8 protein-coding genes are annotated in these 14,071 nt (G+C 66.3%); 7 read left to right on the top strand and 1 reads right to left on the bottom strand.

Annotated elements, in window-relative coordinates:
• Positions 1 to 46: 46 nt before the first annotated feature.
• Positions 47 to 6,088, bottom strand: a complete 6,042-nt coding sequence (gene pulA / locus IWX81_RS09830) for a pullulanase-type alpha-1,6-glucosidase (RefSeq protein ID WP_199281140.1) — start codon at positions 6,086 to 6,088, stop codon at positions 47 to 49.
• A gap of 210 nt (positions 6,089 to 6,298) precedes the next feature.
• Between pulA and IWX81_RS09825 the strand changes: the two genes are divergently transcribed.
• The 7 genes from IWX81_RS09825 to purH all read left to right on the top strand — a co-directional run bounded on the left by IWX81_RS09825 (position 6,299) and on the right by purH (position 14,036).
• Positions 6,299 to 7,828, top strand: coding sequence for an alpha/beta hydrolase (locus tag IWX81_RS09825; protein WP_199281139.1), 1,530 nt, complete (start codon positions 6,299 to 6,301; stop codon positions 7,826 to 7,828).
• A 243-nt stretch (positions 7,829 to 8,071) separates the two neighbouring features.
• Positions 8,072 to 9,070, top strand: a complete 999-nt coding sequence (dhaK, locus tag IWX81_RS09820) for a dihydroxyacetone kinase subunit DhaK (protein WP_199281138.1) — start codon at positions 8,072 to 8,074, stop codon at positions 9,068 to 9,070.
• A gap of 4 nt (positions 9,071 to 9,074) precedes the next feature.
• A complete protein-coding gene (gene dhaL / locus IWX81_RS09815; RefSeq protein WP_199281137.1) occupies positions 9,075 to 9,731 on the top strand; it encodes a dihydroxyacetone kinase subunit DhaL in 657 nt (218 codons plus the stop codon).
• Positions 9,732 to 9,733: 2 nt separating this feature from the next.
• Positions 9,734 to 10,474, top strand: a complete 741-nt coding sequence (dhaM, locus tag IWX81_RS09810; protein ID WP_199281136.1) for a dihydroxyacetone kinase phosphoryl donor subunit DhaM — start codon at positions 9,734 to 9,736, stop codon at positions 10,472 to 10,474.
• A gap of 52 nt (positions 10,475 to 10,526) precedes the next feature.
• The gene (locus tag IWX81_RS09805; protein WP_199281135.1) at positions 10,527 to 11,744 is read left to right on the top strand and encodes a cell division protein PerM; all 1,218 of its coding nucleotides are present in this window, start codon (positions 10,527 to 10,529) and stop codon (positions 11,742 to 11,744) included.
• Positions 11,745 to 11,753: 9 nt separating this feature from the next.
• Positions 11,754 to 12,341, top strand: coding sequence for a phosphoribosylglycinamide formyltransferase (gene purN / locus IWX81_RS09800; protein WP_199281134.1), 588 nt, complete (start codon positions 11,754 to 11,756; stop codon positions 12,339 to 12,341).
• 78 nt (positions 12,342 to 12,419) lie between these two features.
• Positions 12,420 to 14,036, top strand: coding sequence for a bifunctional phosphoribosylaminoimidazolecarboxamide formyltransferase/IMP cyclohydrolase (purH, locus tag IWX81_RS09795; RefSeq protein WP_199281133.1), 1,617 nt, complete (start codon positions 12,420 to 12,422; stop codon positions 14,034 to 14,036).
• The last annotated feature ends 35 nt before the right edge of the window (positions 14,037 to 14,071 follow it).

Raw genomic sequence — 14,071 nt, 5'->3', positions numbered from 1 at the left:
CTCGTTCGCTCTACCAGACTCGTTCCTGTTACCCGACCCGTTCCTGTTACCAGACGAGGACGGGCGAGAATCCGCTGGTCTTCGACGGCAGGATGAGATCGGTCCCGGCGTAGCGTGCCGTCAGCCAGTGCAGTCCACGCGAGAGCGCCGGAAGCGTGATGCGAATCCGGCCATCATCACCGTTCTCGAGAGTGCCCGTCGCTATGACGACTCCGCGATCCAGTACCTCGACGGATCCGGTCGGATCTGCCTCGCCCGCCGTCACCACCGCTGTGTACTTCACTCGCGTGGTCGTGCTCGCGAAGAACTGGTTCGCCGAGCCGCGGATGCTGCTGGCCAGTGGCACCGGCTGTTCAGCTTCCGTGAGCACCGCGACAGTGCGCGCCGGCACCGTGACGGTACCTGTCGCCGCGTCCCAGGTGGTCTGCTTCACTGTCTCGTCGAGACCATGGGACTGGATGTCGCTGAGACCGAAGTCGCGGCCGGCGAGCCCTCCGATGACCTGGGTCGTGGCATCCGGTGACGCATTGAAGACCACGATGAGTCCGTCGAGCTCCTCGTCGACGTCCGCTCCCAGGGTGTCGTCCACGGTCATCGTGATGACACCCGGGGCGGCGTCGGGGCCGCTACCGGGGAACGCGAGCTTCTCCCCGATGGTGGCGGCGTCTCCGAGCCTGAACAACGTGGTCGACTGCTTGAGTCGCAGCAGATCCTGGGCCGCTGCCGTGCTAGCGGCGATGTCCGCCGGTGCCGGGCTCAGCGCGGGGTCTTCGAGCAGCGGGATCATGATCGGCCATTTATCCTCGTTGTCGGCCGCCGTCGGGAGCCCGACCCCGAAGTTGTTCGACTGGCCCGTCCAGTCGATCCGGTTGAACCAGTCGCCGGAGTTGTAGCTGTTGCGGTCGAGCGACTTCGACCGCAACAGGTCGGTGCCAGCGTGCCACAGCGACGGCGACTGTGACAGGGTCGCGGTCGCCAGCGACAGCGTGTTCATCCGCACCCTGTCTGACATGGGGGTGTCGGCCGGGAGCTTGAGCGCGAGCAGGTCGAAGAGGGTCTCGTTGTCGTGGGCATCCACGTAGTTGAGGTTCTCCGCTGGCTGGCTCGCGTAACCGGCTGGCTGGCCGTTGTAGTCGAACTGGTCACCTCGCTTGAGCGTTCCGTCCGAGGCCACGAAGCTGAAGTCGCTCAGGTTGCCGGTGAGACCGAGGCGCACGAGGTCGGTCTGCTGCGCCAGGCGCTCGAGCGCCTCGTCGGGAGTCCCGTTGATGGGGGCAGCGTTCGGGTCCGTCCCGAGCCCTGTGCCGAACCCCTGCTGCTGGATGGTGCCGCCGTCGACGGGGCTGCCACCATGCACGCCATCGCGGAGACGGTCGTTGAACGTGCCGATGCCGGTGCCGTCGAGCTGGCCCTGTGTCGCCTGCTCGAAGAGCGCGTTGTCGGCCACCTCACCGAAGTTCCACCCTTCGCCGTAGAGGTAGACGGCCGAGCCGTCGACCCCGTCCTTCTTCACGGTCAGGGCATCGAGGGCCTCGCGCACCGCGATCATGTTCGCCTTCGAGTGGTGACCCATGAGGTCGAACCTGAAGCCGTCGACCTTGTACTGCCGCGCCCACAGCACCACCGAGTCGACCATCAGTTTCTCGGCCATGTCGTGTTCGGTGGCGACATTCTGGCAGCATGTGGATGTCTCGACCCCGCCGCTGGCGTTGAGGCGCTGGTAGTACCCCGGCACCACCTTGTCGAGCACCGACTTCTCGCCCTGCCCGCTTTGCGCGGTGTGGTTGAACACCTCGTCGAGCACGACCTGCAGGCCCGTCTCGTGAAGAGCGCCGACCATGCTGCGGAACTCGGCGATGCGAGCTCCGCCCCGGGGATCGACGGCGTACGAGCCCTCGGGAACCGAGAAGTGATACGGGTCGTATCCCCAGTTGAAGCCGTCGGTGTCGGCAACGGCCTGGATGCATGCCTGCTGTTCGATGGAGGCGGGCCCGAACGATGCCAGGTCGCAATCGGGAGTCGCCTGGGCGGCCCTGTCTTCTTCGATCGTGGCGATGTCGAAGGTCGGGAGCAGGTGCACGGTGTTGAGTCCGGCATCCGCCAGTTGAGCGAGGTGCCGGGTTCCTGCGCTGTCTACGTCGAATGCGCCGTACGTGCCGCGCAGGTTCTCGGGAACAGTCTCATCGGAGAGCGAGAAGTCGCGCACGTGCAGTTCGTAAATGGAGCGGTCTACCGGATTCTCGATCGCGGGAGCCGGAGTCTTCTCCCACTCCTTCGGCCGGTACCGCTTATTCGCCAGGTCGACGAGCACCGAACGCTCAGAGTTCACGGTGAGCGCCACGGAGTATGGATCAGTGACCAGGTTGACCTCGATCGCGCCCGTCGTCGGTGCGAAGACCGTGACCTCGAAAGCGTATGACGAGCCAGCCCAGGCCTTCTTGCCGGTGGCGGTCCAGGCGCCATCGTCCTGCCTCGACAGCGCAACCCGAGTCGGATCCGCGTCATCGCCGCCGGTCCAGACGAGCGCATCGACCTTTTGCGCAGTGGGTGCCCAGATCGCCATCGTCGGCGTCGATTTCGACCACGACGTGCCGAGAGTGCGCCCGGATGCTGCTTCGGCGAACAAGTCGTCGAGCACGCCGGGAAGCTGCACGCCGCTCAGGGCGGTGAGTGCGTCATCCGGCGCGAACTGGGCCAGCAGCAACTGGGTGGTGAGTAGCCGTTCGACCGCGGCGCGATCCACTCCGACAGGCCGAAGCGCGACGGAGTCGGCGAGAGCCGGGAACAGCGCCTTCTCGGCGTCGCTGAGGCCGGCCGGGTCGTATTCGAGCTCGACCACGTCGCCGCCGGTCACCGTCCCGTCTGCGCTGGTGAGCCCGGCCGTGGCCGAGGAGTAGAGCGCGAAGCGCTGGTCTTTCGGGTCGCCGTTCGTCGGCAGGAGATCACGAGGCCAGGCCAGCGTCCTTTCAGAGACCCAGTGTGCCCGCTGCTGCCCCGTGCCGGCGAGCGGCGGGTCAGCGGTCTCGATCGTGAGCACGTGGGTCGCCAGCGTGTAGCTGAACAGTGTGGACGTGCCTTCCTCGGCAGAGAACGGGATGTTGGGGCCATCAAGGACTCCGCCAGCGCCGTAGTTCTCTGCCCAGTCGAGGTTGTGCGCGACCTTTCCTTCATAGGATCCGGTCGGCAGGGTGGAGGTCGAGAAGGTGAAGACGCCGTCGCCATCCGCATCCTGCATCCAGGTCGCCAGGCAATCGGGCTGCCAGTCGCCCGGGCATCCTGATTCGGACTGGAATGACCCGGGAGCCACGATCAGGTCGCCCTGTGCTGAGTTTTGGAAGAACTTCGTGCGGGGGTCGAAGTAGAAGGCGACAGGTCCACCGGGAGCGGTGTATGCGACATTCGTGCCCTGTGCCACCCCGCCCGCGCCGTAGTTGATGTCCCATGTGCCATTGATCGCGACCTTGTACTCGTAGTCGCCGGCCGGGATGTCGAAGGTGCCCGAATAGATGCCGTCGGCACGTTTCGTGAGCTTCGCGGCCTCGCAACCCGGCTGCCAGTCACCAGCACATCCCATCTCGGAGTTATGGCTGCCCGGCACGGTCACCAGGGCGATATCAGGCTCGGGATCGACCGTCTCGGCGAGATTCACCGCATTCCCGATCGAGGCGAACGTGGATGCCGCGGCCCGCTGCCCCGCGGCGTCCACCGAGATCGCGCGGTACTCGACCAGTGTTCCTGCGGCGAGACCGGCCGTGTCGTGGAACACCCGTGGACTCGTGTCTTCAGCCGTGCCGAGGGCGGTCCAGTCCGTCGAGCCGAGAACACGCCAGGCGAAGCTCGACTCCTGCCACGTTGCGTCCGCGACATCGGCGCTCACCGGCGTCACGCCGCTGAGGCCGGCGCCCGCTGCGGGAACATCGATCGTGATCGCCGTTGCCGCATCCGGAGCCGTCACCGTCCGGTCGGCGAGAAGCACGATCGAGGCGAGGGCCGGAACCGTGATGGTGACCTCTCCGGCGGCGTTCGCCGAGGTGGCGGCACCGGCGTCTCCGTAGAGCACCGAATAGTCTGCACCTGCGGTCAGAGTGGTGAACGTGACGGTCTGTGCCGCGTTCGAGTTGTTCAGCGCGACGAGGTGCTCGACCTTTTCGGTGCGATCCACGCGGCTGAATGCGTACACGCCGGCTCCCGAATCGGCATAGCGCTCGAGCTGCGCACCCTGCGCGAGCGCGGGGTGCGCCTTGCGAAGAGCCGACAGCGCCGCGATGTGGGTGTAGAGCGGGGTGTCCGTGCCGAAACGGTCGACGGATCCGGCGGTCTCACCGGTGATGAGCGGCTGGGTCGTGTACTCGTCGACCTGGCTCGCGAAGAGGGACTGCCGCGCACTCTGGTCGTTGCCTGCCCCGGCACCGGCGAATCCCTGCTCGTCGCCGTAGTAGACGACGGGCTGGCCGCGCGTGAGATACATGAGTTCGTGGGCCAGTTCGTCACGGGCCAGGGGCGCGTCGGTGTTCTTCAGGAAGTAACCGATCCGGCCCATGTCGTGATTGCCGAGGAAGGTCGGCAGCGCATAGGCGTTGGAGTCCGGCGTCGTGTAGAGATCGTCGCTCGCGAACAGGCCGCTGAGCCCCTTCGCGCTGTTGCCGGCGGCGAAGCTCGTTGCCTGCGACTGGAACGAGAAGTCGAGAACCGAGTTGATGTCGGTCTTGCGCACGTAGGGAGAGGTGTTGGCTGCGTTGGCGTCATAGACCTCCCCGAACATGAAGAAGTCGGGGTTTCCCTTCGATTCGGCGTAGTCGATCACCTCTGTCGACCACTTCTGCCAGAACTCGAGGTTCACGTGCTTGACGGTATCGATGCGGAACCCGTCGATGCCGAAATCTACCCAGTTCTTGTAGACGTCGATGAATCCGTCGACGACCTTCGGGTTCTCCGTCATGAGGTCGTCGAGGCCTGAGAAGTCGCCGTCGAGCACGCTCTCGCCCTCGAAGGTCGAGTCACCACGGTTGTGATAAAGCGTCGGATCGTTGAGCCATGCCGGCACTTTGCGATCCGCGTTCTCAGCGGTGATCACCGGTGTGTACGGGAAGGATGTCGCGGCATCCAGTTCGGGGAAGTCCGCACTGCCTGCGACCGTCGCCGGGTCGAACGGCTCCCCGCTCGCCGTCAGGTACGGCTCGGTCGACTTGTCCACGTAGTCGTAGGTCTTGTCGACGTTGTCGATGATGTCGGCGGTGTGGTTGGTGATGATGTCGAAGTAGACCTTCATGCCGCGAGCGTGAGCGTCGTCGATGAGCTCGGACAGTTCAGCGTTGGTGCCGAGGTGCGGGTCGATCTGGGTGAAATCGGTGATCCAGTAGCCGTGGTATCCGGCCGACGCGTTCTCGCCCGTTCCCTGCACGGGATTATTGAGGAACGACGGCGTCAGCCAGATGGCGCTCGTACCGAGGCCCTCGATGTAGTCGAGCTGGGAACGCAGCCCCGCGAGGTCACCGCCGTTGTAGAAGCCCTTCCGGGTGGGGTCGTATCCCGAGTCGAGGGGGTCGCTTCCGAGGTCTGCCGTGTTGTTGGCGGGATCCCCGTCTTTGAAGCGATCGGTCATGACGAAGTAGAACTGCTCGTCGCTGCCGGCCTGGCGGATCGGATCGGCGACCAGGGCGGCATCCTCGTCGTCGTAGGCGCCTGAGAGGCCGAGAGCTTCGAGGCCGACGCGCTTCTTCGCCAGGTCGAAGGTGAACCGGATGCTGCTGTCGCCGGCGACCGTGAGCGGGATGTTGTCCGCGCCACCGTCAAGCCCATAGGTCTCATCCCAGGAGTCGTCGAGCGCGATCTTGTACTCGAAGGATCCGGCGGGAATGGTGAATTCTGCCGACCACACCCCGGCGGTGCCGGTTGGTACGAGTTCCGTGTCGGCGCAGGCGGGATCCCAGTCGGCGGTGCACCCCAGTTCAGACTGGAGGCTGCCGACGAGGGCGACGGTCGGGTCTGCTGCGTCCGCAGGCAGAGGTGCGACGAGCAGGCCCGCGGCGGCGATAGCCACCGCAGAGATCGTGGCGAGCGCGCGAAAAGCGCGGTGCGGCTGTGTCATCTTTGACTCCCGTACTGTGGTGCGCTACCCCGCGCAGAGACCAACGTGAGCGACGGTACTCGACTGGTTCTGGAACTGCAAGCGTTTGCAGGACAAAAAGTTCTACCCCCATGCGGGGGTCGCGCAGTTCCGCACACTTTCCGGCGCATCCGAGCTCCGTGCCTGGGTCGGGCGGCCCTTATGCTTGACGCACGTCCTGAGGAGTTGTGTGTGAACCGTCGTCTTTCCACTCTCGCGATCGTCGGTTCGCTGGCGCTCGTGCTGTCCGGCTGCACTTTCCTGTCGCCCGCACCCGTTCCCTCTGAGACTCAGGGGCCGACACCCACGGACACCGAGGGCTTCTATGGCCAGTCCCTGGTCTGGACGGAGTGCGGGGAGGGGCTGGAGTGCGCCACCGCGAAGGCGCCGATCGACTGGGACGCTCCATCCGATGGGGCGATCGATCTTGCGCTCGTGAAGCATCCTGCGACCGGCACCGCACAGGGTTCGCTCCTGCTGAACCCGGGCGGCCCCGGTGGTTCGGGGTGGGACTACGTGTTCTACAGCGGCGAGTCATCCGCCACCGCAGCGGTCGCTGAGAACTTCGACATCGTCGGCTGGGACCCCCGCGGCGTCGGGCAATCGACCCAGGTCGTCTGCTACACCGATCCGAAGCAGACCGATGAGACCCTGTACGGCACGTACGACAGCGCCTATGACACCCAGGGCTGGATCGATGAGCTCGCCACCGAAGAGCAGTCGTTCGCTGCCGCGTGCGAGGAAAACACCGGTGAGCTTCTCGGCAACGTCGACACCGCCAGCAACGCCAAGGACATGGACATGTTGCGCGAGGTGCTCGGCGACGACAAGCTGAACTACCTCGGCTACTCCTACGGCACCTACTTCGGCACGGTCTACGCCGAGCTCTTCCCCGACAAGGTGGGGCGACTCGTTCTCGACGGCGCCGTTGATCCGCTGGTGAGCGACTTCGAGAGCCTCAAGTTCCAGATGGCCGGCTTCGACAGCGCGTTCAGGGCCTACCTCGCGGACTGCCTCAGCGGCCCGGACTGCTTCTTCCGGGGATCGGTGGATGACGCGGCCGCCCAGGCCCGCTCGGCGCTCGACAACATCGACGCCCAGGGCTTCACCAATGCCGACGGTCGGGTGCTCGACTCTGCGACCCTGGCCACGGGCATCCTCTCCAACCTGTACTCGGAGAGCTACTGGCCCGACCTGACCGCGATGTTCGCGTCCCTCGCGGACGGCGACCCCGGGCCCACGTTCACGAGCGCTGACAGCTACAACTCGCGCAACGACGACGGCAGCTATCAGAGCAACTCCTACGAGGTCTACGTGGCGGCGACCTGCGTCGACGGTGATTTCGTGAATGACCCCGCGACCACCCTCGAGCGCATCGCGGAGATCGACGCTGCGGCCCCCATCCTCGGCAAGTACGCCACCTACGACGACTTCGCCGTGCTCGACACCGCCTGCTCGAACTGGCCGGTTCCGCGCGCCGACCTCCCCACGTCCTTCACCGCGGACGGCGCGGCCCCCATCCTCGTGATCGGCACGACCAACGACCCGGCGACGCCGTATGCGTCGGCAGTGTCGCTCGCCGAGCAGCTGTCGAGCGGCGTGCTCATCTCCTACGAGGGGGAGGGGCACACGATCTACAACCAGGGTGTGCCGTGCATCGACGACGTCGTGGACGACTACCTCGTGAACGGAACAGTGCCGGCCGCCGACCCGATGTGCTGACGCTCGCCGTCGCGGTGGGGTCGCGAACTGCGTCATATGAGCACTCGGAACATAGTCCAGAAGACATATGACGAGGTTGGCGCGATTTCTGGTGCAACGTGGTGGCGGGAATCCCTGCCCGCACACGGCCTGGCGGTGCACGTAATCCCAGAACCGCGTGCAGGGGTTGTCGGCGCCCTGATCCGGGGGTAGCGTCACGAAAACAGGCACGACACCCGTACTCAACGAAGAGAAGGCCCAGTCATGAAAAAGCTCATTAACGCACCCGAGACAGTCCTGGCTGACGCGCTCGTCGGCATCGAGGCCGCGCATCCTGAACTGAAGGTCGACCACACCAACCGCATCATCTACCGCGGAACTCCCACGAAAGCGGGCAAGGTCGCGCTCATCTCCGGTGGCGGGGCTGGTCACGAGCCGCTGCACGGAGGCTTTGTGGGCTTCGGGATGCTCGATGCCGCCTGTGCCGGCGAGGTCTTCACCTCTCCGACCCCCGACCAGATGCAGGAGGCCACGAAGGTGGCGGATTCCGGCGCAGGGGTGCTCCACATCGTGAAGAACTACACGGGCGACGTGATGAACTTCGAGATGGCGGCCGAGATGGCGGAGGCAGAGACCGGCGTTGCGGTCGCCTCGGTCGTGGTCAACGACGACGTCGCCGTGGAGGACTCCACCTGGACCGCTGGCCGCCGTGGTGTCGGAACCACGGTGTTCCTGGAGAAGATCGTCGGCGCCGCAGCCGAAGAGGGTCGCGATCTCGCCTCCATCACAGCGCTGGCGAACCGCGTGAATCAGTCGGGTCGCTCGATGGGCATGGCCCTGACGAGCTGCACGGTGCCCGCGGCCGGAAAGCCCACGTTCGAGATTCCGGACGACATGATGGAGATCGGCGTGGGCATCCACGGCGAGCCTGGTCGACACCGCGTCCCGCTCGCTGGCGCGTCATCCGTCGCCCAGCAGCTCGTCGAGCCGATTCTGGCCGACCTCGATTTCACCGGCGGGCCCGTGATCGCGATGCTCAACGGCATGGGCGGCACGCCCCTCATCGAGCTGTATCTCATGTACGGCGAGGTGGCGAAACTGCTCGAGAAGGCTGGCATCTCGGTCGCACGCAACCTCGTGGGCAACTACATCACGAGCCTCGACATGGCGGGCTGCTCTGTAACCCTGCTCAAAGTCGACGACGAACTGTTGAAGCTCTGGGATGCCCCGGTCAACACGTCCGGACTGCGCTGGGGAGTCTGAGCGCATGACGACTGGCGCTGTGTCTCTCGACCAACTCGTGGGCTGGCTCTCGCGGTTCCGAGACCTCGTGACGGAACAGCAGGGTTACCTGACCGACCTGGACTCGGCCATCGGCGATGCCGACCACGGTTCGAACATGAGCCGCGGCATGAACGCGGTGATGGAGAAGATCGGAGCCTTACAGGCTGAGGGAGCTCCAGCGACCTCCATCGATGGCCTGTTCAAGTCCGTCGGGATGACGCTCGTGACCTCCGTCGGCGGAGCGAGCGGGCCGCTCTACGGCACCTTCTTTCTCCGGATGGGGGTGACCGCGGGGCCGGTCACCTCTCTCGATGGTGCCGCGCTGTCCGCCGCACTGCGAGCCGGGCTCGGCGGAGTCCTGGCGAGGGGCAAGGCCGAAGCCGGGGACAAGACGATGGTCGATGCCATGGCGCCGGCGCTGGACGCGCTGGATGCGAGCCTCGATGCCGGCGCCGACTGTGCCGCCGCGGCATCCGCCGCCTTCGATGCCGCCACGGCGGGACGGGATGCGACGGAGCCGCTCGTGGCCCGGAAGGGCAGGGCGAGCTACCTCGGCGAGCGCAGCGCCGGTCACCTCGATCCGGGAGCGACCTCGACCGCGCTGCTCTTCGAGGCTCTCGCCGACACGCTGGGACGGTAGTCGTGATCGGGATCGTCGTCGTCTCGCACAGCCCGGCGCTGGCCCGATCCGCGGTGGATCTCGCGCTCGAGATGGTGGGGGAATCCCCGCCGCCGATCGCGATCGCCGCGGGTGCCGGCGACGGGATCATCGGAACGGATGCCACGAGGGTCGCCGACGCGATCGACGAGGTGGCGTCGGCCGAGGGGGTTCTCGTGTTCATGGACCTCGGATCGGCGGTGTTGAGCGCGACGATGGCTCTCGAGTTCATGGCGACGACGGAGGAGGTGCGGCTCAGTGATGCTCCGTTCGTGGAAGGCATCGTCGCCGCGGTCGTGCTCGCGGCTGCCGGCGCGAGCCTCGACGAGGTGGACGGGGAGTCGCGCGCCGCGATGGATGCCAAGCGGGGGCAGCTGGATAGGCAGCCTGCGGCCGTGCACGTCAAACCTGTCGAGGCCGTAATCGAAAACAGCGGCATCGACGTCACCCTCGTCAATCCCGATGGCCTGCACTCCCGCCCTGCGGCAGCGATAGTCAAGGCCATGGCGGCGTTCGAGGCGACGCTGACCATCGCCAACGCGACCACGGGCAAGGGTCCCGTCGCGGCGAACAGCCTCATCGGCATCCTGTCGCTGGGCGCGAACACGGGCGACGTCATCCGGATCTCGGGCACCGGCCCGCAGGCCGCCGAGGCTGTGGAAGCACTAGGCGCCATGGCAGTCGACGGATTCGGAGAGTTGCCTGACACGCGAATCGGAGCCTGACCGGTAGGCCGCGCGGGAGCTTCGCCCCGTCACGGGTAGTGTCGCCAAGGTCATGAATCGCCAGCTCACTGCCCTGTTCGCCGCGTTCGAGGCGATCCTCGTGGTCGCTATTGGTGTGGCGATACCGCTGGTTCCCCTGACGCTGCTGTGGGGCATCCAGTTCGGGCTCGCCATCGACTGGGCCGTGTTCTGGCGGGTATCGGTCGACACCTGGCTGCTCGGTCACGGCGTCGACATCGCGATGACGCTCGATCCCGTGACAGCGGCGCAATTGGGACTGCCTGCCGCTGGTGAGCCGTTCACACTAACGATCGCGCTGCTGGGCTTTGCGCTGCTGACCGTGCTGCTCGGCATCCGGGCCGGCCGGCGTGTGGCCGAAACGCGACACAGGATCCTCGGCGAACTCGTGTCGCTCGCAACGTTCGCTCTCGCTTCGTTCGCGGTGACGTTCACCGCGCTGCACCCCGATGCCACACCGTCGCTCGTGCAGGGAACCCTGCTGCCGACTCTCGTCTTCGCTGTGGGCATGGCGATCGGGGTGCGTCGAACCCGCAATCTGCAGGATGACCGTGGCAGCTCCATCCGCGACTGGATCAACGACTGGCCTGCCTCAGTGCGTGCCATCGTGGTGACAGCCCTGCGTGGAGGTGCCGCAGCGGCAGCCAGCGTGGTGACCCTCGCGGCGGTGCTCACTGCGGCGGCAATCCTGCTGTCATACGCGCGGATCATCACGCTCTACGAAGGGCTCCACACCGAGGTGCTCGGCGGCGTCACGATCACTCTCGCGCAGCTCGCGCTGCTGCCGAACCTCGTCATCTACACCGCGAGCTGGCTCGTCGGGCCCGGCTTCGCGCTCGGCACAGGATCGGCGGTCAGCCCGCTGGCCACCCAGCTGGGGCCCGTCCCCGCCATCCCCGTGCTCGGGGCGTTGCCCCCCGAAGCCCTTGCCTTCGGATTCGTCGGCCTGCTCGTTCCCGTCGTCGCGGGATTCCTCGTGGGGGCGATCCTCGGGCCAGGGGCCCGCAAGAAGCTCGGTCGTGGGCAACTCGCGCTCGTGGCGGTCGGCATCGGCCTGGTCGGCGGCGTCGTCCTCGGGCTTCTGGCCTGGGCGTCCACCGGCGCTGCAGGCCCGGGTCGACTGCAGGATGTCGGTCCGGATCCGCTCGCCGTCGGCGGCTGGGCCGCCCTCGAACTCGGGCTCGCTGCGATGGCCGGGCTGTTCGCGAGTCTCAAGCGCAGCGCCGTCAAGGTCGGGGAGGCCGAGCGCTAGAATTGCGGGGTGTTATCACTCGTGGTCCTGATTTCGGGAGGCGGGTCTAACCTTCTCGCGCTGCTCGAGGCTGCTGAAGACGCCGAATTTCCCGCTCGGGTTCTTGCCGTCGGCGCCGACCGTCCCGCTGACGGATTCGATCACGCCGAGCGCTTCGGCGTGCCGACCTTCTCCGTTGCGATGTCGAATTTCGCCGATCGTGACGAGTGGGGTGATGCCATGCTCGAGCAAATCGAGGTCTGGCAGCCCGACCTCGTAATCCTCAGCGGCTTCATGAAGTTGCTGCCGCCTCGCGTCATCGCCGCACTGTCGCCGAACCTGGTCAACACCCACCCCGCCTATCTGCCCGAGTTCCCCGGTGCACACGGAGTGCGGGATGCGCTCGCCGCGGGAGTCAGCGAGACCGGCGCGAGCGTCATCGTCGTCGACAACGGGGTGGACAGCGGGCCGATCATCTCGCAGGAGCGCGTTCCCGTGCTCCCCGGCGACACGGAGTCGAGCCTGCACGAACGAATCAAACCCGTCGAACGCCGGCTGCTGATCCAGGCCGTGCTCGACATCGCCAACTCGCACATCGACCTGAAGGAGCTCTCATGACCGCGGTGGAGCTATGACGGTCGCGAAGCGGCCTGCGACCCCAGCGCCGAGAGAGCTTGCGACCGAGGAGAAGACAGAATGAGTGCAACAATCCGTAACGAATCCGACTACCGCCAGCGCGACGTCATCCAGATCCAGCGGGCGTTGATCTCAGTCAGCGACAAGACCGGCCTCGTCGAGCTCGCGACGGCGCTCGTCGCCGCCGGGGTCGAGATCGTGTCGACAGGTTCCACGGCGAAGACCATCGCCGCCGCCGGTCTCGCCGTGACCGAGGTGGCCGAGGTCACAGGATTCCCGGAGTCGCTCGATGGCCGTGTTCGCACGCTGCACCCCGCCATCCACGCCGGAATCCTCGCCGACCTGCGGCTCGAATCGCATGAACGAGAGCTCGGCGAGCTCGGCATCGCGGCGTTCCAGCTCGTCGTCTCCAATCTCTATCCTTTCGTCGAGACCGTAGCCACCGGCGCTGCCGTCGACGATGTCATCGAGCAGATCGATATCGGGGGCCCAGCCCTCGTTCGCGCCTCTGCCAAGAACCACGCGAATGTCGCGATCGTCACCAGCCCGGCGAGCTACCAGCAGGTCGAGAAGGCACTCACGCTCGGGGGAACCACCCTTGCGCAGCGCCAGCGACTCGCGGGCGAGGCGTTTATGCACACTGCGGCATATGACACGGCCGTCGCCGCTTACTTCGCAGCGAACGTCGGGATCGCTGCCGAGAGAGCCGCATCGGAGGAGTCGACCTTCGCCGACACCCTGACGTTCGAGGTCCACCTCAAGAACACGTTGCGCTACGGGGAGAACTCCCACCAGTCGGCGGCACTTTTCGTGGAGGATGGTGGCCGCGGAATCGCGCAGTCCACCCAGCTGCATGGCAAAGACATGTCGTATAACAACTACGTGGATGCCGACGCCGCCGTGCGCGCGGCCTACGACTTCGACGAACCGGCCGTCGCCATCATCAAGCACGCCAACCCCTGCGGCATCGCGGTGTCGCGTGGGGCGGGGGATGCCGTGGCATCCGCCCACGCACGGGCGCATGCCTGCGACCCGGTTTCGGCGTTCGGCGGTGTGATCGCGTCCAACCGATCCATCACTCTCGAAGCGGCCCAGTCGATCAGGGACATCTTCACCGAGGTCGTCGTGGCGCCGGGATTCGACGCTGACGCTCTCGAGGTGCTGCAGTCGAAGAAGAACCTCCGTCTGCTGCAACTGCCGGAGGGCTTCGGCCGCTCCGAGCAGGAGTTCCGCCAGATTTCCGGAGGCGCACTCGTGCAGTCGCCGGATACCTACGCCGATTTCAGCTCGGATGGCTGGACTCTCGTAGCGGGCACAGAGGTCGACGCGACTACCCGCGCAGATCTCGAGTTCGCGTGGCGGGCCGTGCGGGCTGTGAAGTCCAACGCCATCCTGCTCGCCCAGGACGGCGCATCGGTGGGCGTGGGCATGGGCCAGGTCAACCGGGTCGATTCCTGCCAGCTCGCCGTCACACGGGCGGGAGACCGTGCCTCGGGTTCGGTCGCCGCGAGCGACGCGTTCTTCCCCTTCGCCGACGGGCTGGAGATCCTGCTCGACGCCGGGGTGCGCGCTGTCGTGCAGCCCGGAGGGTCTATCCGCGACGAAGAAGTGATCGCGGCTGCGAACGCTGCAGGCATCGCGATGTACTTCACGGGTGAGCGGCACTTCTTCCACTAGACCGCGTAGGCCGACGAGCGCTCCCAGCAACCGCA

The sequence above is a fragment of the Salinibacterium sp. CAN_S4 genome (assembly GCF_015752305.1).
GTDB lineage: Bacteria > Actinomycetota > Actinomycetes > Actinomycetales > Microbacteriaceae > Rhodoglobus.
The sequence above is the reverse complement of the archived record's forward strand: the minus strand, read 5'-3'. Positions and strand labels throughout refer to the sequence as shown.